The 22,816-nt window shown below is 41.4% G+C and carries 17 protein-coding genes; 10 read left to right on the forward strand and 7 right to left on the reverse strand.

The features are described from left to right. Positions 1–273: 273 nt before the first annotated feature. On the reverse strand, positions 274–1,422 hold the full coding sequence (locus tag BV372_RS16365) for a saccharopine dehydrogenase family protein (protein WP_086687557.1): 1,149 nt from the start codon (positions 1,420–1,422) through the stop codon (positions 274–276). Positions 1,423–1,737: 315 nt separating this feature from the next. On the opposite strand from BV372_RS16365, the gene BV372_RS16370 reads away from it, so the two are divergent. The 5 genes from BV372_RS16370 to BV372_RS16390 all read left to right on the forward strand — a co-directional run bounded on the left by BV372_RS16370 (position 1,738) and on the right by BV372_RS16390 (position 7,547). Then, the gene (locus BV372_RS16370) at positions 1,738–2,418 is read left to right on the forward strand and encodes a HEAT repeat domain-containing protein (protein WP_086687558.1); all 681 of its coding nucleotides are present in this window, start codon (positions 1,738–1,740) and stop codon (positions 2,416–2,418) included. A 165-nt stretch (positions 2,419–2,583) separates the two neighbouring features. Further along, positions 2,584–3,150 carry a phycobiliprotein lyase gene (locus BV372_RS16375; RefSeq protein ID WP_086687559.1) on the forward strand — a complete coding sequence of 189 codons (567 nt, stop codon included), beginning with the start codon at positions 2,584–2,586 and terminating at the stop codon, positions 3,148–3,150. A 233-nt stretch (positions 3,151–3,383) separates the two neighbouring features. Continuing rightward, on the forward strand, positions 3,384–4,808 hold the full coding sequence (locus tag BV372_RS16380; RefSeq protein WP_086687560.1) for a GAF domain-containing protein: 1,425 nt from the start codon (positions 3,384–3,386) through the stop codon (positions 4,806–4,808). Next, positions 4,805–5,248: a response regulator gene (locus tag BV372_RS16385; RefSeq protein WP_086687561.1), complete on the forward strand. Its 444-nt coding sequence runs from the start codon at positions 4,805–4,807 to the stop codon at positions 5,246–5,248. Before BV372_RS16380 ends, BV372_RS16385 begins: the two co-directional genes overlap by 4 nt. Positions 5,249–5,261: 13 nt before the next feature. Further along, positions 5,262–7,547, forward strand: coding sequence for a PAS domain S-box protein (locus tag BV372_RS16390; protein ID WP_086687562.1), 2,286 nt, complete (start codon positions 5,262–5,264; stop codon positions 7,545–7,547). Between the two features lie 77 nt (positions 7,548–7,624). Here the strand turns inward: BV372_RS16390 and BV372_RS16395 are convergent, their stop codons facing one another. Together BV372_RS16395 and BV372_RS16400 are read right to left on the reverse strand one after the other, a co-directional pair. Next, complete coding sequence (locus BV372_RS16395; RefSeq protein WP_086687563.1) at positions 7,625–8,923, reverse strand: sodium:proton antiporter; 1,299 nt, start codon at positions 8,921–8,923, stop codon at positions 7,625–7,627. 482 nt (positions 8,924–9,405) lie between these two features. Beyond that, positions 9,406–11,805, reverse strand: coding sequence for an FG-GAP-like repeat-containing protein (locus BV372_RS16400; RefSeq protein ID WP_143845157.1), 2,400 nt, complete (start codon positions 11,803–11,805; stop codon positions 9,406–9,408). 415 nt (positions 11,806–12,220) lie between these two features. Between BV372_RS16400 and BV372_RS16405 the strand changes: the two genes are divergently transcribed. Then, the gene (locus BV372_RS16405) at positions 12,221–12,850 is read left to right on the forward strand and encodes a helix-turn-helix transcriptional regulator (RefSeq protein ID WP_086687565.1); all 630 of its coding nucleotides are present in this window, start codon (positions 12,221–12,223) and stop codon (positions 12,848–12,850) included. Positions 12,851–13,125: 275 nt separating this feature from the next. Here the strand turns inward: BV372_RS16405 and BV372_RS16410 are convergent, their stop codons facing one another. The 4 genes from BV372_RS16410 to BV372_RS16425 form a co-directional block, all read right to left on the reverse strand. Further along, positions 13,126–13,605: a DUF4168 domain-containing protein gene (locus BV372_RS16410; RefSeq protein ID WP_086687566.1), complete on the reverse strand. Its 480-nt coding sequence runs from the start codon at positions 13,603–13,605 to the stop codon at positions 13,126–13,128. Positions 13,606–13,733: 128 nt separating this feature from the next. After that, positions 13,734–14,723 carry a DNA polymerase III subunit delta gene (holA, locus tag BV372_RS16415; protein ID WP_086687567.1) on the reverse strand — a complete coding sequence of 330 codons (990 nt, stop codon included), beginning with the start codon at positions 14,721–14,723 and terminating at the stop codon, positions 13,734–13,736. A gap of 177 nt (positions 14,724–14,900) precedes the next feature. Continuing rightward, positions 14,901–15,926, reverse strand: a complete 1,026-nt coding sequence (locus tag BV372_RS16420) for an ABC transporter permease (RefSeq protein ID WP_086687568.1) — start codon at positions 15,924–15,926, stop codon at positions 14,901–14,903. 86 nt (positions 15,927–16,012) lie between these two features. Next, positions 16,013–17,662 (reverse strand): ABC transporter substrate-binding protein, encoded by a 1,650-nt coding sequence (locus BV372_RS16425; RefSeq protein WP_086687569.1) that lies wholly within the window; start codon positions 17,660–17,662, stop codon positions 16,013–16,015. Positions 17,663–18,293: 631 nt separating this feature from the next. Here BV372_RS16425 and BV372_RS16430 point away from each other — a divergent pair. The 4 genes from BV372_RS16430 to BV372_RS16445 all read left to right on the forward strand — a co-directional run bounded on the left by BV372_RS16430 (position 18,294) and on the right by BV372_RS16445 (position 22,756). Continuing rightward, positions 18,294–18,587, forward strand: a complete 294-nt coding sequence (locus BV372_RS16430; protein WP_086687570.1) for a helix-turn-helix transcriptional regulator — start codon at positions 18,294–18,296, stop codon at positions 18,585–18,587. 24 nt (positions 18,588–18,611) lie between these two features. After that, on the forward strand, positions 18,612–19,469 hold the full coding sequence (locus BV372_RS16435; RefSeq protein WP_086687571.1) for a phosphate ABC transporter substrate-binding protein: 858 nt from the start codon (positions 18,612–18,614) through the stop codon (positions 19,467–19,469). Then, the gene (gene pstC, locus BV372_RS16440; RefSeq protein WP_218776735.1) at positions 19,426–20,295 is read left to right on the forward strand and encodes a phosphate ABC transporter permease subunit PstC; all 870 of its coding nucleotides are present in this window, start codon (positions 19,426–19,428) and stop codon (positions 20,293–20,295) included. The genes BV372_RS16435 and pstC overlap by 44 nt, the downstream gene beginning before the upstream one ends. A gap of 232 nt (positions 20,296–20,527) precedes the next feature. Beyond that, a complete protein-coding gene (locus BV372_RS16445) occupies positions 20,528–22,756 on the forward strand; it encodes an NERD domain-containing protein (protein WP_086687573.1) in 2,229 nt (742 codons plus the stop codon). The last annotated feature ends 60 nt before the right edge of the window (positions 22,757–22,816 follow it).

Here is a 22,816-nt window from a genome sequence, read left to right on the forward strand (position 1 = left end):
ATAAACCGCCGTCACCCTGGAAGGGTGCGGCTAATTGAACAAAGCCCACCTGCGTGGGCTTAGAAAATTTAGCCCACGCAGGTGGGCTTTGTACGTTAGCCCCAGGCTTACAGCCTGTGGGCGGTCTTTTGGGTAAGCCAGAGAAGTTAAGTTGACACCAATGAGCAATGCTAAACCCTTACCCACGTGAGCTTTTGGGTACTCCTTGAAACTCAGGTCGCTGGGTTTTGCCTGTGTAGCCGCGATTTCCCATCGCCCGGTGTTTTTAATACATTACGGCAGATTATTTTTCACCCAATTATGAGCAATTTTAATTCCTCGGCTTTCCATTGTTTGGACAAATAAATCTGTTGGTAGTGCCGCTTCTACAGGTGCAACTCCTGGGTTTTTCAGTTTACCTTCGAGCAACAATTGGGCGATACTACCTGTGCCACAACCAGAAGCTAAAGCGGTATTTTCATGTATTAAATCTGCATAATAAAGGGCTGTTTTCCCATCTTTTTGCCCTGTGACTTCTGCACGCACTGCTACCCCAATTCCTGTAAAAGGATTGGTCACATCTGTCATAAAATGACTGACATGAGAGAGAAACTCAATCATAGCTCGACGCTGCATCAACCATTTAGGGAAAATATGCGCCGCTATCCAAGTCATGTGATTATAAAAGTCGGGTACTGAACCAAATTTTGTAATTACAGTTTTCACTGAAGGGAAAGAATGCGGCATGGTGAAAGTTTCTGGCATATCAAACCAGTAAACCCCAGTACGTCCATAGGGAGATGCAAAATTAATCATTTCCCTCTCACTATATGGTTTAACTACTTGCCAATTGCCATTAATCCAAGCTTCAAAAGGATATTGCAAACCTAAAAAAGTTGTCCGCATAACTGTGATGCCAGCACCACCAGAACCAGAGACTAAATAACTAAGATGAATTTTTTCTGGTTTGTCGAATTGCTCAACACATTGGCGTACCATGCTGTTAGAAATGCCTGGAAAAATTCCAGTGTTAATAATTGCCGTGACATGAGCAGCGGCAGCTTGTTCGTTATACTTTAAAGCCTTACTAGTATAAGAACGATGATCGCTGACATCTAGATAATTAACGCCTTGTTCAATGCAAATTTGTAAAACATTAGTGTCTCGGTAGTGAAAGGGACCAGCACAGTGGATGACTAAATCGGAATTAGCGATCGCCTCGCGCAGTTTGTCCACTTCTGCCAAGTCCAACACCAAAAACTGCACCTGCGTTCCTAAAGTCCAGTTGTTTTTAGTACTGAGCCACTTGGCATCTTCGTCCCCCTCAGCCACTGGGGAACGTCCGGTAATCGTAATTTGTGCTTGGGTGTGGGTGGCCAGATCCTGAGCAACACTGCTACCAATTCTCCCCCTGCCTCCAAGAATCAAAATGCGGTTTGTCATGAGTAATGCTGGTCAAAACTAGATTTATTGCACCAATTTTCAGTTCTGCTTGTCATCAGCAACAAGTAAGACCTTGCCTATGAAACAGGTAATAGTCGAGGATCTCGAAGAGAGGGGAGTGTAGGAAAGGGTGGAGAGTATGGGGAGAAATGGGACAAGAGGCAGAAGATATAACTATTTCTTCTTGACAAATGACCAATGACGAATGACAAATGACCCTCCAATCAATATATGGTTAACCCCCCAAAAATCGGGTGCCTTTATTATGAGAATTTTTGTAAAGTAAAGATAAGTAAAGAAAGTGCTTTAACCAAAATGGCTGCTTTAAGCTTAGAGGAAATTTCTGTTCAGCTAGAAAGTCCGAACCTGCGCGATCGCATGGTAGCTCTTGCCAATCTGCGCGATGTTGCGTCTGAAGATGCCGTACCTTTAATCAAAAAGGTATTGGATGACGAATCTCTGCAACTGCGATCGATGGCAATTTTTGCTTTGGGAATTAAACAGACACCAGAATGTTATTCAATTTTGGTAAAAATTTTAGAAAATGACCCAGATTATGGTATGCGTGCTGATGCTGCTGGGGCATTGGGATATCTAGGTGATGCCAGAGCCTTTGAGGTGCTAGCACGGGCGTTTTATGAAGATACTGATTGGCTAGTACGCTTTAGTGTGGCAGTTTCTCTAGGCAATATTAAAGATCCGCGTGCCCATGCCATTCTGATTCAAGCATTGGATAGTGAGGAAGTCATCTTACATCAAGCTGCGATCGCCGCGCTAGGAGAGATTAAAGACATTGAGTCTGTAGATATGATCTTGCGCTTTGCCCAGTCAGATGATTGGTTAGTGCGGCAACGTCTTGCAGAAGCCTTAGGTAATCTTCCTACTCCTAAGAGCGTCTCAGCCTTGAAATACCTAGAAAAAGATAGCCATGCTCACGTTGCTGAAGCAGCAAGAATTTCTCTTAAAAGGCTCGAAGCTATAGACAATCAAGCCTAAGCGCAAATCAAGGCTAACAAAGTATAAACTATAAAGGATGAATATCCCTACCGATTTACCAAGTTCTGACTTCATCCTTTAAACTTCAGACTGCTTTAGGCAACACCTCCTGCTACCTTTTAATAAGTGGGATTTTCAGAATTTTGATGCAGAGTAGTTTCAATCATGAATATAGAAGAGTTTTTTGAGTTGAGCGCTGGTAAATGGTTTTCCCATCGCACCAGTCATCATTTGGCTTTTAAGCAATCCGAAGACGGTAAGTCGGATATTACCATTGAGATGCTGCCAGCAGATCATCCAGAGGTAATCAAGCTGTGCCAACAGTACGAAATTAACCCCAGTGGTGCTTCCTGTGGTGCGAGAGTTACCTGGAACGGCACTATGGAATGGGATGAAGAAAAACACAGTGGCTCTACTGTGTTAGTTTCAGTACCTGATGAAGATAACCCCAACCAAGGCAAGTTACTGCGGGAAATGGGTTATGCCGAAAAAGCTCCAGTCGCCGGAAGCTATAAGATGGGCAGTGATGGTGCTTTGACACTAACTACAGAGTATGAAACTATGTGGTCTGAGGAACGCCTATGGTTTGCTAGCCCCAACTTGCGGATGCGAGTCAGTGTCCTGAAACGCTTCGGCGGCTTTAGTATGGCTTCCTTCACATCTGAGATTCGCATGGGTGGTGGTCCAGCAAATGTGAAAACATCAGAGGCGGCTAATACAGCATCAAGTTAGTTGTATTAACGGACTTGTAATTCAACAATATCCAAATGGTAGGGGCAAAATGTTATATTGTGCCCTTACCATTTGGTCTACTGATTTTTTATTAACTAAGCGATCGCATACAATAATCTATTACAGTGCAGCAGAAATAAACATACAATTCACAACAGCTAAAAAGCCTGAAATATAATTCTTTTAACTTTTGACTTCCAAAAAGCAGTACTAGCCCCTACCATAAAAAAAGAATGAACCCAGAGAGATTGGCAAGACTGCGGGATTTATGCCGGGATGAAGCGGCATTTGAACAAATCAAGCAGATCCTGGGCGATGAAGTCCTAAAATCAGAGCATAAAATCAATCAGGCAAATTTCCAGGTACAGCGGCAAAAAGCATTATTCCGTGTAGTTACCCGCCTGCGGGAACCAATAGACTTAGAAACTATTTTTCAAGCTACGGCTACTGAAGTGCGCCAACTTTTAGCCGCAGACCGAGTGGGTATGTTTCGCTTCTACCCAGATTCCGGTTGGAATGATGGGGAATTTGTTTCTGAGGATGTAGATCCTGCTTTTCCATCTGCCATAGCGCAAAGAATCCATGACCACTGCTTTGGGGAGCGGTTTGCAATCCATTATCAGCAGGGAAGAATTCAGGCAGTTGCAGATATTCACACTTACGGGCTGAGTGATTGTCACATTCAGGTTCTAGCTCAATTTGAAATCAGAGCTAACTTAGTGATACCCTTGTTACAAGGTAAGAATCTTTGGGGATTGCTGTGTATTAACCAATGTCGTGCTCCACGAGAATGGCAAGCCACAGAGATTGAGTTTGCTACCGAAATTGCCAGCCATCTAGCCGTAGCTCTCCAACATGCAGAACTTCTTGCCGATGTACAAGCAGAAGTAATAGAGCGTCAGCAGGCCGAACAAGCATTACATTCCTTAAACCAGGGAATGCAACGGGCAATGATTGAACTACAGGCAGTAAATAGAGAACTAGAAGCTTTTAGCTACTCCGTCTCTCACGATTTACGTGCCCCCTTACGCAGTATTGATGGCTTCAGCCAGGCTCTACTGGAAGACTACCAAGAGCAGCTAGACGAAACAGGACAAAACTACCTCCGGCGAATTCGGTTAGCTACTCAGCGAATGGGGCAATTGATCGATGATCTCCTGAATCTATCCCGGTTGATGCGTAGCGAGATGCAGCTAGAACCAGTAGATCTCAGTTTGTTAGCAAAAGTAATCTACGCAGAGCTACAGGAAAGTCAGCCAGAGCGACAGGTCGATTGTGTCATTGAACCAGGACTTATAGCTCAAGGAGATAGCCGACTGTTACAAATGATGTTGACGAACTTACTTGATAATGCCTGGAAATTTACCTCCAAGCACACCCAAGCTAAAATTGAGTTCGGCACAATGTCTCAAGAAAGCGGCATTCCCATCTACTTTGTTCGAGATGATGGTGCTGGCTTTGATATGGCCTACGCCAACAAGTTATTTGGCCCCTTCCAGCGGCTACACAGAATAGATGAATTTCCTGGAACTGGAATTGGGCTAGCCATAGTCCAAAGAATTGTGCATCGGCATGGTGGGCGAGTGTGGGCAGAAGGAGTTGTAGAACAGGGAGCTACTTTTTACTTTACATTAGTAGCAGATGAGGCTGGAGCATGAGCGTGAGCAATAAAATGATTTTACTGGTAGAAGACAATCCTGATGACGAAGCTTTAGCTATCCGAGCACTCAGGCGCAATCATATCAGTAATGAAATAGTAGTAGCTCGCGATGGTGTAGAAGCTCTTGATTACCTATTTGGCACTGGAGTTCATACTGGCCGGGATATCAACATTAAGCCCACTGTAATTTTGTTGGATCTTAAACTACCCCGCATCGATGGCATGGAAGTATTGCGTCGTTTGCGAGGAGACAAACGCACTAGCTTGCTACCTGTAGTGATCTTGACTACTTCCAGCGAAGAAAAAGATTTACTTAATAGTTACAGTTTGGGGTGCAACAGTTATATCCGCAAACCCGTAGATTTTATTCAATTTACGGAAGCAGTCCGACAGTTAGGAATGTACTGGTTACTAATGAACGAAGCACCGCCCATTTAGAGAGTTAGTCAAGATGCTCCCCCACCTGCGTGTTTTGATTGTTGAAGATTCGGAAGATGATACCCTCCTACTTGTTAGGGAGTTGCATCGCAGTGGCTATACTCTGAACTATGTTCGAGTCGATACCGCAGAGACAATGCAAGCAGCCCTAGATCAACAATCATGGGACATAGTGATTGCAGATTACAGTCTGCCTGCCTTCAGTGGTTTAGATGCCTTGAAACTCCTCCAAAGGCGAAAGCTGGATTTACCATTTATCATTGTCTCCGGTACTATTGGTGAAGATATTGCTGTCGCTGTCATGAAAGCTGGCGCTCATGACTATCTAATTAAAGGTAACCTCACCCGCCTTGTACCTGCGGTCGAACGAGAGTTGCGGGAAGCTGAAGAACGCTACAAACGGCATAGTGCAGAACAGGCTTTTCAAGAAAGCGAAGACCGCTTCCGCACACTCTGCTCCTCGGCTCCTCTGGCCATTTTCCAAACTGATTCCAAAGGGCGACTTACTTACAATAATCCGTTATGGTATGAAATTTCCGGCTTCAGCGAAGAGGAGAGTTTAGGCGACGGTTGGACTCAGGCAATTCACCCGGAAGATAGAACCAAGGTTTTTCAGGATTGGGAGCGGACAGTATCTGAACAAAGTACCTGGGTTCACGAATACAGACTCTTGACGCCCCAAGGTGAGGTCAGATGGGTGCGTGCGCTTGCCAGCCCGATGTACTCCACTGAAAGCCGATTTCTGGGTCATGTAGGGACAGTTGAAGACATTACCGATCGCAAACAAGCAGCACAGAAAATCTACGAACAAGCAGCGCTGTTGGATATTTCCATAGATGCGATCGCAGTTCGTGACCTAGAAAATCATTTTTTATTTTGGAATAAAGGTGCGGAGCGCCTTTATGGATGGACGACAGCAGAAGTTTTGGGCAGAAATGCTGCTCAATTTTTGTGTAAATATGCAGAAACTTCGCCACCGTTTCCGGAAATAAAGACAATATTAGCTAAGAATGGTAAATGGCAAGGCGAGTTACAGCAATTTACAAAATATGGTCAAGAAATCATCGTCGAAAGTCGCTGGTCACTGATGCGCGATGAAGCTGGTAACCCTAAATCTATTCTGACACTCACTACCGATATTACTCAAAAAAAGCAACTCGAAGAACAATTTCTCCGCGCTCAACGGCTGGAAAGTCTAGGTACTCTTGCAAGTGGTATTGCCCACGACTTCAACAATATCCTGACTCCCATTTTGGCAATTGCTCAACTGCTACCTCTCAAACTCCCCGACTTTGATGAGAGCACTGAGCAACTGCTGCGGATACTAGAAGGAAGCGCTAGGCGAGGAGCTGATTTAGTCCAGCAAATTCTGTCTTTTACACGAGGTGTGGAAGGCCGTCGTTCTATCGTCCAAGTGCGACATTTGCTTTCAGATGTGGCGCAGGTGGCTCAACGCACCTTCCCCAAATTTATTGAAACCAGAACTGACATCACCCCAGATCTGTGGACAGTTTTTGCAGATGCAACTCAACTTCATCAAGTGCTAATGAACCTATGTGTTAATGCTCGTGATGCAATGCCCGATGGCGGTATTCTGAGGATTAGTGCGGAAAACCTTTGCATTGACGAAAACTACGCTAGTATGCATGTCGATGCTCAAGAGGGTTTTTATGTTGTCATAACGATCGCTGATACTGGCACGGGTATTCCACCAGAAATTATGGGGCGGATTTTTGAACCCTTTTTTACTACCAAAGAAGTCGGCAAAGGAACAGGTCTAGGGCTTTCTACTGTCATGAGTATTATTAAAAGCCACAGTGGTTTTGTGACAGTTTACAGCGAGATAGGACAGGGAAGCTGTTTTAAGGTTTACTTACCGAGTAGAGAAGCTACCGAGACTAAAGCAGTTACCAATACAGAATTGCCAAGCGGTAATGGTGAATTGATTTTGGTAGTAGATGACGAAGTCTCAATTTGCCAGATCGCTAAGACTACCTTAGAAAGCCATAATTACAGGATTTTAACTGCGAGTGATGGTATTGGGGCCCTTGCACTTTACGCTCAGCATATGGATGACATCAGCGTAGTGTTAATAGACATGATGATGCCAGTCATGGATGGTGCTAGCACAATACTCATGTTGCAACGCATGAATCCAAAGACACAAATTATTGCCATGAGTGGAATCATGGCTTATGAGGCTGCTGCTCAAAAGAAGAGCCTTGGTATCCGAGAATTCTTGCCAAAACCCTTTACAGCCCAAGTACTACTTAATACGTTACATGAGGTTCTTTCGTAAGCAGGGGTGTAGGGGAGATGAGGGGAGAATAGCAATTTTACTAATGCCCAATGACAAATGACAAATGACTCTTAATACTATTCAAATTCATCAACTGTGGCAGGAATATGAGGCTTTGTATCGTGAGCAGTATTTCGCTCATACCACTTCATTAATGGAGTGGTGCTAATTCCATGCACAATCACAGAAACTACAATTGTAGTGTAAGTTATCCAAGCAATTTGCTCAGCGGTATCACCTTTTAAGCCATTACCAAATGCATAGGCAAGATAATATAAAGAACCAACACCACGAATGCCAAACCAGCCAAATAACCAGCGAGTTACTGGATTCAAAGTTCGACGATAGGAATTTAGAGGACGTTTGCCTATTGTACTAATCCAAACACCCACAGGTCGGATTACAAAGAATAACAACACTATCACCAACAAAGATTGAGCCGCATAATTGAGCATTGGCTGTAATAATAATATCGATCCCAATAGCAAAATTGTCCCGACTTCTAGGAGTTTTTCCAGTCGTTCAATAAATCCTAGTTGTGCAAGTGATTTGTCTGGATTATGGTAACTACGTTGAGTAACTAAACCAGCAACAAATACAGCCAAAAACCCATAGCCATTAACTATTTCTGTCAGAGAATAAGTCAAGAAAATAATGCTGATGGCGATAAAATCTTCCATTACATTATCGGCAGGACGTTGCTTTTGAATCTTTTTATCAAGCCAAACTACTGCTTTAGCAACAATAATTCCCATCACTATGCCAGCAGCGATCGCCCAAATTAAATCAACTAATAACCAACTTTTCAACCAATTATTCCAGTTGCTATCTTTTAGGGCATAAATCCCAAAATAAACGAAAGGGAATGCTAAAGCGTCATTCAAACCACCTTCCGAAGTTAAACCAAAGCGCAACTCATCTTGATCGTTGGTATCGGTTAGTTGAACTTCTGAGGCTAGAACTGGATCGGTCGGTGCAAGAATTGCTCCCAATAAAATAGCTGCACCCCAATCCAGTCCCAGAAATAATTTGCCTACAACAGCCAGAGCCAAAATTGAAATTGGCATCAAAAACCCGATGAGGCGAGCTGTAATATCCCAAATTCCTAATTTGAGAGGCCGCACTATTTTTAAGCCACAGCTAAATACAGAAGTAATTACTACAAGTTCGGTAATATGCTCTAGAACCTCAGCATTGAATACATCATTACGGCGCAATTGAATCAGCCCAAAGCCATAAGGACCTAATAAAATACCAACCACTAGATAGATGAGGGCGAAGGAAAGAGGTAAACGTGAAATCCATCCAGACCCTAATGTGACTATCAGCAAAAGTAGACCAATTACCAGCAGGTCAATAATATAAATATCTACCATAGATATGAGTATAAAAAATAAGTTTCGCATTGCAAGTTTAGTAGTATTGCTGATACAGCTAAATCACCCTTGGGTTGATTTTATTTTTCTAATTTTGCGTTTAGGGGTAGATTAATCTAGTTTTACCTTACTGGCTACTATTAGTTTTGCTTGAATTGCCATCGCAACTTAACCGACTCTCGTGCACATTCAGCAACGCAGAGATCCGCTAATTTATTTCAAAGCGAAATACCCTTAAATAGATAAGGATGAATTATAGTGATATACAAAATCCCAAATAGCAAAAATGTATTTCTCGTATTTTTTGGAAAATAACAACGCCTTTAATACCAAATGAGAAACTCGTTAACCCTAAATTTCAATGTTTTTTTAAAAATAAATATCACTTTTATTATATTTAACTATAAATACTGAAAACCCTACCACCGGACAAAGAGGAGGTAGGGATTAAATTATTCACAACCAAATTTTTTCAAAAATACTTAGGTATTCACGCTATCCACAGTCAATTTAACTTGGACAATTAGATCGTTGTAATCCCAATCGCTGCCTGCTCCTGTTACATCCTCAAAGCCAAAACAGTTATTGCCTAGTAAGCGGACATGATTGTTTTTGTCAGAATTTGCGCCTAAGAATGGACTGTAAACTGCAAAGTCATTAGAATTGCTACTTAAAATTGCCTCTACAGTGCTATTAGCAATCATAAAAGGTGCAAAGAGCCAACCTGATTCAAAACTGCCGGAGAAAGTAGCTTTACCTTGGTTATTCACCTTCAAGTCAATGCCGTCAACACGAGAGCGAAGCATAGCTTTAATGTAGCCTGCATCCCCTGGACGGAAATCAATTTTTCCGTCGTTATCACTATCAATGCCACCATTCTCATCATTTACTTTACAGAAGCCAACTAAGTTGTCGTAAGCAGCTTCTCTGTTAATGACAAACTCCGCTTTAACCTTAGTTTTGGTTTCCCGTAAATCGATGAGTTCACCTTGATGCTTTCCTTGAAGACCTATCCCTAGAGGTATGTCTTGATTAGTTTCTTTAAATTTCACCACTAAATCGCTACCATTAATAGATACACCCTTCCAAGTTAGAGAAAAGCCTTCAATTTCTGAGCTTTCCACTTTGACATTAGTGGCGGAGGAAAAGACTACCTCAGAGAAAGAGGTTTGTCCAGACAGCACAGCATCAGTGTTGCTGTTGCGTATCATATAAAATCTCAAGTTTGCACCTGAGTCGAATTCTAATAGCCTTGGTAGGTCAGCTGGATTAAAACCATCAGGTGCATTGGCAATAGCAGAGCAAACTACCTTTGCTCGCTTGAGCGCTACTTCTGCATAACCTGCTGCACCAGGAGCAATACCATCAATCGTACCTTGGGCATCGTCAACAATAAATACACCTATTTCGTTGACTACTTTAGAAGTGCTGCCTTCAATTTTGATTGAGATTTTTGCTTTATCACCTTTAACTTTACTTTTGACGGTAAAGATATTCTCCGTAATATTTATGAAATTGACAATCGTTGTTATTTGGTTAGTTGCAGACAACCCCAGTTCGTTAACATTAATAGCCAATTCCTTTTCAAAGGAGAGTCCTCCACTGTCAGTAGTGCGGACGCGGATATTGTAGTTAGTTTTAGTTATTGAAGATTTAATTTTAAGGCTATCTTCCTCGATCGTGAATGCATCATTATCAGTATCGCCAGTACCTTCAACTAAGGTATAAGTATACATGTCGTTTTTATCTGCATCAGTAGTGCTGAGGATACAGATAGCTTTTTCATCTTCACTAGTAGTATCATCTTCATCTTCGCTGATAGCACTAAATACTAAGTCTGTGGGAGCAGAGTTATAAACCAACACCGAGACTTTGCTACTATCAGCATTCGCTACTACTAAGTCAGGTTTTTCATCACTGTTCAAATCTCCCACAGCCGCGTAAGCCGAAGATGTTTCGACTGTGAAATCGGTAGCAGTACCAAAACCACCATTACCATCGTTCAACAGCACTGAGACGTTGTTGGCGGTCGCATTTTTTGCCACCACTAAGTCAAGTTTGCCGTCACCGTCTATATCTTCCAAGACGACAGAATTAGGACTTGTCCCGACTGTGAAATTGGTATAAGTGCCAAAACCACCATTACCATCATTCAACAGCACCGAGACATTGCTAGAAGCATAATTCGCCACTACCAAGTCGAGTTTGTTGTCACCATCTATGTCTCCGACTGCGATCGCATTCGGATTTGTCCCGACTGTGAAGTTGGCGGGAGTACCAAAGCCGCCACCACCATCGTTCAACAACACTGAAATGTTGTTGTCATCAGCGTTCGCTACTACAAAGTCAAGCTTGTTATCACCATTTATGTTTAACAATGCGATCGCATTCGGATTTGTCCCAACTGTGATATTTATGGGAGTATCAAAACCGCCACTACCATCGTTCAATAACACTGAAACGTTGTTGTCATCAGCGTTTGCTACTAGCAAGTCAAGTTTATTGTCACCGTCTATGTCTCCCACAGCAATGGAAGAAGGTTTTGTTCCGACTGTAAAGTTGATAGGAGTACCAAAACCGCCACTACCATCGTTCAATAACACTGAAACATTGTTGTCATCAGCGTTCGCTATCACCAAGTCAAACTTGCTATCACCATCTATGTCTTCTGAGGTAATGAAAACTGGATTGGTTCCAACTGCGAAGTTAATAGGAGTACCAAAGCCATCATTACCATCATTCAACAACACTGAAATGTTGTTATCAGCAGTGTTCGCTACCGCTAAGTCAAGTTTACCGTCTCCATCTAAGTCTTTCACTACCACAGAAGAGGGATTTGAACCGACAGGAAACTCGTTGGCGCTTGCAAATGATAGGCTCATGATTGTTTTATTGAATAGTGTTTTGGCTTCCTCACCCTGTTTCTTTTCAGATCGCAAGATAATTAACAAAAGTAATATTCTTCATTGAAATGTGAGGAATATACCATTCAGATTATTTCGGAAATCATGAAAAATGCCTCAGTAAAGACACTATAAACTCTATATTGTAGAAATTACGCAAGACAATAGCATTTTTCTCCGAAATAGAGAATTGCAGAGTTGTATGTAAATTGTGTTGCCAAAAAGTTTCTAGAGACTAATGACTGGTAGCAATTTGACTGTTGCTGTTATCAATAACACTAATATCTGGCTGTATCTGCATTGTGATGAGAATTATTATGCAGAGAATTGAGAGTGATATCTCTAGTCAAATAAACCTATTAAATGACTAATATTTTGCAGATTCAGACAATATATGATAACCCTCAAAAATACTTCAGCAAAAACCGAAACTACAAACCAAAATTGCGATACATTGCATTATTGTGACTTGTTACAACTCTATTTTTTACAATTGGTCATCGAAAACTTAGAAGATGGTATTTTAATTTTAAATGAGGCGGGAAATGTCTTTCATGCTAATGCATCTGCCTATCAAATATCTACTCAATTAAAGTCAGAATATGGTAAGGAAAAATTTATCCATCCAGTCATATCGCAGCTTTGCCAGTCTTTAATTGATCATCAAAGTTGGAATTCTGATAACCTAATGATTTTATCTGATGAAATTATAGTTAATCAGTCAAATATTTTTCGGATTCGGGTAAAATATCTGAGTTTTAAAATTACCCAGATACCTTATTTTTTAGTAACTATTGAAAATCGCTATGAAACTCTAAAAAATTTTGCGATCGCTGAAGTAAAAAAATATGAGTTGACACCACGAGAAGCAGAAATTTGGTCTCTATATAGAGGCAATTATAGCTATAAAGATATCGCTGCTAAACTGTACATTACCATCAATACTGTGAAGAAGCATATGAAAAATATCCATGCTAAACGACAAGCATATCTAAAAACACAGCAGCATTATCAAATATTCTAATTATTTGCTTTAGAGAATTTAAATGTAGATCCCTGGTACAAAATTTTCTTAGGTAATTTTATTGGAGGCTTAAGAGTTACCTAGCTCTTAAGAATTTTAATTCAAAATTGATATGAGCCACTAAAGGGAGCCGCAAACGCGCAAATTGGTGAGCATAAATTTAAACAATTGTACTGTTTGCTTTGATAATGTATGGGCATTTTTCATTTCAGCAGATTAGTGTGAATACACTAAATTTTGATTTTAGGAATTCCTAAACTTTTATTGATTTCCATTTAAGGATTTTTAGCAGGATTTTGGATGCGTATTAATGTATTGGAAATCTGTCGTTTCAAGTTATCATCACTTTGTATGTCTACAGTAATCTTATTGAATTGCTCAATAGTAAGACCGTTATCTTCTACTATTTTTTGAGAGCGTTGGCAGTAATTGACTGCAATATCTTGAGCTTTTTTTGGTAGACTACCAATGCTTTTAGAGTCATTACAAACTATCTTAGGAATTTCTCGCTCACCCATCAGTTTTTTAATTTCGTCAAAGGCTTGTTGACGTGCTGGCTCCATTGCTAATACGGCTTGAGCATAGCTAGTGATTTGATTAGCGTTAAGTGGTTGTGGGTTTTGAGCACTAGCTTTACCACTAACTATCAGAGCGCTGGCAACTAAACCAACAGTAGCGAGAGCACTGTAAGATAAACTTTGCGAAAGCATTTTTTGTAAGCTTCGTTGGAAAAACAAATCAGCCATTTTTTTCATATAGTGTGTGACACAGAACTACAGTAGGGATATGTTATTGGCTTTGAATTATTTTAGGAGTAAGAAGTTCCACAAACTCACCAATCCATGAAATTTTTATATAATCCATCAAATTTTTAGATTTGGTGTTAGCTTCCTCTGGACACTTGACAAAGTTCTATCACTTTCGTCTGGAGAGTGGCTATATCTGAATATCCTTGCTTAAGACTAACTTCTAACTCCAGCAACAGAGGTAAAGTGGAGATTAGTTGCTGTACAGAAAGTGATTTGACTTCTTGTTGTAAAAAGTAAATACGTTTAGGGTTACCTATCTCAGCAGCTTGAGCGATCGCTTGGGGATTTCGCTCACCACTTTCCATCATAATTTTTACCCATAACCAGGTGCGAAATTGACCAATCAATGTAGCAACTATCCGTAAACCAGGCTCAGAAGCATTGATCAGATCGCTTAAGGTCGTCAAAGCTTTAGCTGTGTCTCCAGTTCTTATTGCTGCTGCTAATTGTAAACTATTTTGGGTAGTATTCCTGACTAGCTTAGTAATTATATCAACATCTAAAGGCTGAGTACTACTAGCCGTATAGAGGCGCAACTTCTCCATTTCATTATAGAGAAGCCGTGTATCGTTACCTACAGATTCTGCTATTAGTTCTGCTGTCTTGGGTGTCAATTTTACGCCTACGGTTTGAGCAGCTTGATTCACAGCTTGTACAAGCAACTCGGTTTTCCAGGGTGGTATCAGCGGAAATTCTCGGAACTCCGTAGCATATTGCTTCAAGATTTTCGTTGATTTTAAGCGTTCATCGGGTTTGTTGCGACTGGTGATCAATAAAAATGAGTTCTCCGGAATTACAGGTAAGGTTCGCCCAAGTTCTGCTAACACATTATCTGGGCAATGTTGACACAGAGTAGTATTGACTAACCATACCAACCTTCCACCAGCACCAAAACTTGGTGTCATGACTTGATTTAACCCTTGAATCGCCGCATCAGGTTGATCTGGAAGCAAGGAAGTGTAGTTAAAACTTGTCCATTGGGGATCGAGGACGCGATCGCATAAAACAGCCACCGCTTTTTCTATAGCAAAATCATCTTCGCCCCAGTAAACATGAATGGGCATAGAAAAACCTCTGTTCTCCTCTTGTTTCACCCTACCACTACAAAGGAAATTGAGGGCTGAGAACTGACAACTAGATTTTTAATGGTCAACAGTCAAGGGTCAACATTAGTTCTTTTGTCCCCCTTGCCCTCCTTGTCCTCCTTGTCCCCCTTTCCCAATTTGGACTGGCTTTTTGCACTAATAGCGAATTCGAGGATCTACGTAAGCGTTTAAAATATCAATCAAAATACTAGCGCTAACAACGATCGCCCCGAAAAATACTAGTACTCCCTGTACTATTGGATAATCGCGATCGGAAATCGCTTGGTACAGTCGGTTGGCTAATCCAGGCCAAGAAAACGTTACCTCAGTTAGAATTGCTCCACCCAGCAGAGAAGCAAAGGTTAGCCCCAAAACTGTAATTACTGGAATTAGAGCATTTTTTAAAGCATGGGAAACTAAAATCTTACTTTCTGGAATACCTCTGGCTCTGGCAGCTTCTATATAATCTGCTTGTAGAGTTTGCTTTAAATTGACGCGCACAATCCGCTCAAAAATTCCACTCAGTAAAATACCTAGAGTCAAGCTAGGAAGGGCAATATGATGCAATGATGTTAAAAATTGGCTGAAGTTACCCGCAAGTAAGCTATCAATAGTATACAAACCAGTCATATGAGCCGGGGCTGGAAGATTTGGGGGAAACCTGTTGGAATTGGGAAACCAACCCAATTGTACCGAGAAAATTAACTGGAGAATCATTCCCGCCCAAAACATGGGAAGTGCATAGGTAATAATTCCAAATAAGCGCCCCCCTGCATCCACAGCTGTCCCAGGACGAGAAGCCGAAAGCGTCCCAACCAAAATTCCGACAATAAGTGCAACAGCCATACTACATACTGCTAACTCTACTGTCGCAGGAAAATATTGTCCAATTATGTCCCCGACATGCTGTCCCCGACTCGTCAAAGAGGTTCCCAAATCAAAGTGCAGCAAGTTTCCCAAATAATTTAAATACTGTAACCACAAAGGTAGGTCTAAACCGAGTTGTTTGCGCAATTCCGCCTTTGCACTTTCTGGCGCACGTCCACCTAAAATCGCATCTGCTGGATCTCCAGGTGTTGCTCTGAGTAACAGAAAGACAATGGTGATGATAGTAAATAGCTGAAGTGGGGCTAAGAGTAAACGGGAGGCAATGTAATATTGTAGTGCTTTGGATCGCGACATATATTATTGAGTCAAGAGTCATTGGGTTATTAGTCATTAGCCATCTACACAACTCAGGACAAATGACTAATGACTAAGGAAAAAAATTACTTTTTAATTGGCTTATAAACTAAATTTTGAGTGGGATCAAGTTGGACGTTGCTGACACCTTTTTGGGCAAAGACATAATCTTTGTTTTGCCATAAGGGAACGTAAGGCACATCATTCGTTACTTGGGTTTGAATCTGAGCAAATATCTGCTTCCGCGCTTCCGGATTTTGTTCTTTGCGTTGCCGATCAATTAGCTTATTGACAGCTTCGTTGTAATAGAAAGAACCTTGAGTTTGACTCCCGCCGTCTTCGCATCCTTTGGCAACAGAACCCTTCTGACAAGCCAAAAACGGTTGCACGTAATTATCAGGATCTAAAAAGTCTGGATACCAATCAAGCAAAGCCGCCGGATACAAACCTTTAGTAATCTCTTTATAAAAGGTAGCACCTTCGACAGTACTGACTTCAAATTGCAGTATGCCATCCATCTTCTGATCGACCAGTGATTTCAGTGTCTGCGCTACCAAACTGCGAGTTGCAGAACTAGCAGGATACCAAACTTGAACTTTTGCGGGATTGTCTTTAGAGAAACCAACGCTAGTTAATAGTTGTTTAGCCTTATCAAAGCTAGCATCACCATATTTATCTTTAAATAAAGGCTGAGAAACATCAAATGTAGTAGGAATCATGCTGTACAGTGCATCAGCTTGATTAAACAAAACTCGCTGATTTAAAAGTGGACGATCAATTAAAGAAGCGATCGCTTGTCTTACCTCTGGTTTATCCAAAGGTTTTTGATTCTGGTTCAACACCATGTAACTTACTACACTACCTTGAGCGCTAATCGCTTGCCAATCTCCTTTTTTTGCACCTTCTTCTAAGCTGCGAATTTGATCTGGTTGCAAAGAAAGGTAGGCTACATCCACTGCACCAGTGCGGAAGGCATTAAATAGATTTACCGGACTAGTTTGAATTTGGACGTTAATACCTTTATTAGCTGGTTTTTCTCCCCAATATTTATCAAACGCATCCAATCGCAATGAATCAGTACCATAAGCAGCTAATTTGTAAGGGCCAGTTCCCACAAATGTCTCTGGCTTAAATTTCCCCGCACCCAATTCATAAGCTTTCGGCGAAACTGGACAAACTCCAGAAAACGCCAGTAGTGAAGGAAAAGCCGCAAAAGGTTTTTTCAGTTTGATACTTAACTCGTACTCACCCGTAGCTTTCACCGAGTCTACAGTATCGGCTAGTAAGAAGGAGGGTTTGCCCTTATTTTCAATAAAGCGCTTGATAGTAAATGCCATCGCTTCCGCATTAAAGGGAGTTCCATCGTGAAAAACTACTCCCTGACGTAAAGGAATGGTGTAAGTTAAACCATCTGAACTGACTTTGGGTAATGCTGTCGCCAGTTGGGGCTTAATTTCTGTACTACCTGGCTCATAAGTATAGAGGCGATCGCTCATATTAAACACCAAACCCAACGATGCCAACTCATAAGCATCAGCAGGATCTAGAGTTCTCGGCTTTGCTGTCGTCCCTACAGTAATGCGACCATCACCTGTAGAAGTATTGGTAGAACTAGTTGATGTATTTGTCTGTGGACGAGAAGCGCAACTTACAACCAAAAATAAACATACGCAGAATAAGGAGAGGAATTGTGTCATCCGTCTCCATTTTCTAACCGATAAAGAAAACCAGCTCATAAAATTAAGATTATTAAGGTTAGCGGTGAGTCATTTTACTATAGGTTAGTTAATTTTCTCTAGAATAATCAGACTTCTACACCAACGATACATCAGTGATCCTTTATTAGTTGTTTGCCTAAATGCATAGGATATGGAAAGAGAATATTACCCATAGATTATGCTGGTGAGCATCGTAAAACTACCCCAGCTCGCCTCAACAGATAAATTTATTAACCGAAGCGTATTGCTAGTGGGGGGATGTGTTCTCCTATCCAAGCCAACCACAAAGGTTTTGACACCCTCAAGTTGCCAAGCTCATCAAGAGGCTCAACCCGAATCAGGGACATTGGGGGCGTAGCGGTTTGGCGAAAGTGTAAATTTGATCACAAGCTGATCTCGATCCGTCCTAGCTTGGGATGGTTTACTTCTATACTTTGAGTGACTTCACTTCATGTAGACGGTTGATTCAGTTTGAATTTATCACCATGTTTGCTGGGTCGCCCTTTCCCTGAATATACTGGCAGTGCGCTCAGTTGTAGGTATAATCATTAGGTGTAATTATGAATTAAATTTCATATGAACGATTATTTCTTACTAACCGCACACATAAATCTTCAACGTGATTGGATACACAGGATGGAAAGAAATCATGAGCACAATCCAAGAGTTTGAATGCGTAGAAAGACTGAAAGTACTGGCAGATCAAACCCGTCTATCCGTGTTAAAAATTCTGCTGCATAGTCCCATGCAAGTAGGGGAGATGAACAAGATTCTGGGTTTAGAACAAAGTCTGCTTTCTCATCATTTGCAAGTTCTGCGTCGCGCAAAATTTGTGGTTCGGGAACGCAATGGTAAAGCCTTTCTCTACCGCCTAGCTCCAGAGATGGAAGTAACTACAGGTAGCGCCCTGAACCTTGGCTGTTGTGTTCTCTCGTTTAATTAAAAATTTGGATTGAGATATAAATAGATGACGAAACGTCCAGAAATGATGATTCCTGTTGCTGTGGGATTGATTACTTGCTTGTGGTTGCAAGGTTGCTCTTCACCTCAGCAAAATGTAAATAACAATCCAGGTAAATCTCAAGGGAAACTAGTACTAACTGGCTCTAGTACCGTTGCGCCATTAGCAGCAGAAATTGGTAAACGCTTTGAATCTGCACATCCTGGTGTGCGAATTGATGTGCAATCAGGAGGATCTTCTCGTGGTATTACTGATGCTCGTCAAGGTGTGGCAGATGTTGGCATGGTTTCTCGTGCCTTAAAGCCGGATGAAAAAGATTTAACAGCATTTACTATTGCTCGTGATGGAGTAACGGTGATTTTGCACAAAAATAATCCCGTGAAATCTCTAACTGACAAGCAGGTTGTAGATATCTATACTGGCAAAGTAACAAACTGGAAGCAGGTGGGAGGTCAAGATGGAACGATTACTGTTGTGAATAAAGCCGAAGGCCGTTCCACTCTCGAATTGTTTACCCATTACTTCAAGCTGAAGAATACCGATATCAAAGCGCAAGTAGTAATTGGTGACAATGAACAGGGGATAAAAACTGTAGCTGGAAACCCCAACGCTATTGGCTATGTTTCTATCGGTTCGGCAGAAAATAGCGAGGCAAATAAAGTACCTATCAAACTCCTACCTGTAGATGCTATAGCAGCAACAACTGCCAATGTGCAGAATAACACCTTTCCCATTGCTCGCCCATTGAACTTGGTAACGAAAACCCAACCCCAAGGCCTAGCAAAAGAATTCATTGATTACGCACAATCACAACAGGTAAGTGACATTGTTAAAAAGCAAAACTTTGTCCTCGTCGCTAAATAGTGACCTGTGGTTAATTTGGATACTGCGGGGATTGGCAGCGATGGCGGGTGCGATCGCACTTTTAATTATTTTCTTTTTGATTCTCGAATCTCTACCAGTTCTTCAACGCGTGGGAATCACCCACTTTTTTAGCGACTCCTCCTGGAATCCAACTGCCGGATTTTATAACCTCCTGCCGATGCTGTGGGGAACGCTGCTAGCAATGTTTGGCTCGGTGCTAATTGCTACTCCTATCGGCATTCTCTCCGCAGTCTTTTGTCAATTTTACGCCCCACCCACATTAGCTAAAATCTACCGCAGCCTAATTGAATTACTAGCAGGAATCCCTTCTGTAGTCTATGGCTTTTGGGGATTAGTGGTGTTAGTTCCCCTAATTGGCAGAATACATCCGCCAGGGCCAAGCTTATTAGCTGGGATTGCCATTCTCACCATCATGATTTTGCCAACAATCGCACTGGTAGCCGATGCCAGTCTAGCGAAAGTCCCGTTATCTTATCACCAAGGATCTGCCGCCTTAGGATTATCGCGGTGGGCAACTATTTCTAAAGTGGTCTTTCCGGCTGCCAAATCGGGATTATTCACAGGCATGATTTTAGAAACAGGTCGTGCAATTGGCGAAACAATGGCAATTTTAATGGTGTGTGGCAATGTCGTACAAACACCTAAATCTCTGTTTGATCCGATTCGTACCCTCACAGCTAATATTGCTTTAGAAATGGCATACGCCACGGGAGATCACCGTTCTGCACTCTTTGTTAGCGGGTTGGTGTTGATGGGGCTGATTGTACTGTTAGTTGCTGTTGCTGAAGTGGTTAGTTATGAGTAAGTTTAGTGTTGTGGATGGTCGTCAAGTCAAGGGCGGGGAAACCCCGCGCCTACGGTAACATTCTTTCTTAAACCTTCTGCCCTCTGCCTTCTGCCTAAACCAGCCCACTATTGATCACCAAAAGCTGACAAGACCCAAAATTTTTCGCTCTCTTGTAGACACTTGTGTAACTTTGCCATAAAAATTGGCATACTAGTAAGGTTTTGATGCCTCTATTACAAGGAGAGAATACATGGAATTTATATGGACTGATTCTGGTGATAAGAATGCAGCTGAAAAAATGATTTGGAACGCACTCAAAGAAGCTTTAGCTCAAGATGAGGGGATTTGTTATCACCGCTATCCTATTTTTTCAGCTGACAGATCCAGAAGAGAACCAGATATTCTTTTACTTCATAAACATTGGGGATTATATGTTATTGAATGTAAGGGATGCAAAATTAATAATATTGAGAGAATTGATGGTCAAGTCTGGATAATGAATGATTGGCACTCTAGCCAAGAAACCCCCTATGCCCAAGCGGAAGACCAAATGTTTTCAGTAAGTAACAAATTTAAGAATGAAAGAGGGCTACGTAAGGGGAAAAGTGAACTAATTCAAGGACACGTATTTATCGGACTACCTTTTATATCTAAAACCGAATGGAGAGAAAAAGGACTGGATCTATCTCCAGCTTCTCCGCCTACCATTATCTTTGCAGATGATTTAGAAGCTGAAGCTTTGAGAAGAAGGTTACAGAATGTACCAGCAGAAGAAAAGCAAGAACCTATTACAGATGAACAATTTCAACTTGCAGTTAGTGTTCTTCAAGGCGCACCAACTTTACGCCGTGAACTTAGACCAGAAGCAAAGAAGCCTAACTCAAAAGCAGCTCTCCTCAGACAAGTTGAAGAACAGATGATGGCTCTTGATAAAGAGCAAGAAAGAGTTGCAATTCAAATCCCAAGTGGCCCTCAAAGAATTAGAGGTTTAGCCGGTTCGGGTAAAACTGTAGTTATGTGTATGAAAGCAGCTTGGATGCACCTAAAACACCCTGAGTGGACTATTGCCTATACTTTCTATACAAGAAGTCTGTATGCACAGATAAAAAGTCTTATAACCCGCTTTTATCGTTGGTGGACTGATGGAGATCCGGATTGGAGTAAAATTAAAATACTTCATGGCTGGGGTGGTCAAGACCTTCAAGGTTTGTATCGTTTAGTTGCGCATACAATGCGGCGAAACTCACGCACATACAGTGAGGCCAAGAATATTTATACTTATAAGCAATACAGTGAGATTTTAGGTAATTGTTGCAGAGAATTACGGGAAAGTGGTGATGAAGTTCCCCAATTGTTCGATGCCATTTTAATTGATGAAGCTCAAGACTTCCATTTTGAATTTTACAAATTGTGCCATAGTATTCTAAGAGAACCCAAGAGATTGATATGGGCATACGATGAGGTTCAAAGCTTGGAAAGTCTTGCTATTCCAACTACTGTTGAAATATTTGGAACTTATGCAGATGGCTCACCTATTGTGAACCTTGAAGGGAACTATCCAGATAGTGAAATAGATAAGGATTTAATTCTTTATCATTGCTATCGTACCCCTCGCCCAATTTTGGTCACTGCTCATATTTTTGGAATGGGTCTACTTAGACCACAAGGAGCTGTTCAGTTTATTCCAACATCTGGTGGATGGGAAGACATTGGATACGAAATAGTTTCTGGCAATTTTCAGCCTGGGCACAAAATTACTATTAGAAGACCAGAGGAAAACTCTCCTAACGCTCTAGAAAAGTTAACACAAGGACAAAACCTCATTCAATGCCAAAAATTTGAAACAACTGAACAAGAAATAAATTGGGTAGTAGAACAAATTTATAAAAATATATACGAAGATGAATTAAAGCCAGATGAAATCGTTGTTATTACTCTTGACCCACGGCGGATGGCTCAAGATTTTAACAGATTGCAAACACAGCTAACAAAACTAAAAATTGACTCTGCCAGAGTAGGACTTGATACGGACGGGTCAGTGTTTCGGAAATCAAATCATGTTACCTTAACTGGCATTTTTAGAGCAAAGGGAAATGAGGCTTCTGTAATTTATGTGATTGGCTTTGAGGAAGTTGGAGCCAACTCTAATCTAGTTGTTCAACAACGAAATCAAGCTTTTACCGCTATGACACGCGCGCGTGGTTGGTGTATCTTGACAGGTATAGGACAGATAGCTGCAATTTTATTTCGAGAAATTGAGGAAATACTTGCTAATTATCAGCAAATTGCTTTCACCGTTCCTCATCCACAAACCATTCAGCGAAATCTTGATAATTTAGAGTACGAAAAACGCCGTAACAGGATTAAAAAAGCCAAGGAGCTTGCTAATAAATTAGCGCAGGTTCTGGCTGAGATAGATGATCCTGAATTGAGAAAGGAAGTGATTGAGAAACTGGCAGGTAGCAACCTTGAAACTTGATTGGGAGGTTTGGTTAGCAACTAAAGCATTAAAAGCGTGAAAAATAATGACCCATGATTT

This window comes from Nostoc sp. T09, assembly GCF_002154695.1.
GTDB lineage: Bacteria > Cyanobacteriota > Cyanobacteriia > Cyanobacteriales > Nostocaceae > Aulosira.

Bases quoted from the DNA above. Each gene is read 5' to 3' on its own strand.
- BV372_RS16435 (WP_086687571.1), top strand. From the start codon at position 18,612: ATGACGAAACGTCCAGAAATGATGATTCCTGTTGCTGTGGGATTGATT.
- BV372_RS16400 (WP_143845157.1), bottom strand. From the start codon at position 11,805: ATGAGCCTATCATTTGCAAGCGCCAACGAGTTTCCTGTCGGTTCAAAT.
- BV372_RS16430 (WP_086687570.1), top strand. From the start codon at position 18,294: ATGAGCACAATCCAAGAGTTTGAATGCGTAGAAAGACTGAAAGTACTG.
- BV372_RS16365 (WP_086687557.1), bottom strand. From the start codon at position 1,422: ATGACAAACCGCATTTTGATTCTTGGAGGCAGGGGGAGAATTGGTAGC.
- BV372_RS16380 (WP_086687560.1), top strand. From the start codon at position 3,384: ATGAACCCAGAGAGATTGGCAAGACTGCGGGATTTATGCCGGGATGAA.
- BV372_RS16410 (WP_086687566.1), bottom strand. From the start codon at position 13,605: ATGAAAAAAATGGCTGATTTGTTTTTCCAACGAAGCTTACAAAAAATG.
- BV372_RS16425 (WP_086687569.1), bottom strand. From the start codon at position 17,662: ATGAGCTGGTTTTCTTTATCGGTTAGAAAATGGAGACGGATGACACAA.
- BV372_RS16420 (WP_086687568.1), bottom strand. From the start codon at position 15,926: ATGTCGCGATCCAAAGCACTACAATATTACATTGCCTCCCGTTTACTC.
- BV372_RS16405 (WP_086687565.1), top strand. From the start codon at position 12,221: ATGATAACCCTCAAAAATACTTCAGCAAAAACCGAAACTACAAACCAA.
- holA (WP_086687567.1), bottom strand. From the start codon at position 14,723: ATGCCCATTCATGTTTACTGGGGCGAAGATGATTTTGCTATAGAAAAA.
- BV372_RS16375 (WP_086687559.1), top strand. From the start codon at position 2,584: ATGAATATAGAAGAGTTTTTTGAGTTGAGCGCTGGTAAATGGTTTTCC.
- BV372_RS16370 (WP_086687558.1), top strand. From the start codon at position 1,738: ATGGCTGCTTTAAGCTTAGAGGAAATTTCTGTTCAGCTAGAAAGTCCG.
- BV372_RS16385 (WP_086687561.1), top strand. From the start codon at position 4,805: ATGAGCGTGAGCAATAAAATGATTTTACTGGTAGAAGACAATCCTGAT.
- BV372_RS16390 (WP_086687562.1), top strand. From the start codon at position 5,262: ATGCTCCCCCACCTGCGTGTTTTGATTGTTGAAGATTCGGAAGATGAT.
- BV372_RS16445 (WP_086687573.1), top strand. From the start codon at position 20,528: ATGGAATTTATATGGACTGATTCTGGTGATAAGAATGCAGCTGAAAAA.
- BV372_RS16395 (WP_086687563.1), bottom strand. From the start codon at position 8,923: ATGGTAGATATTTATATTATTGACCTGCTGGTAATTGGTCTACTTTTG.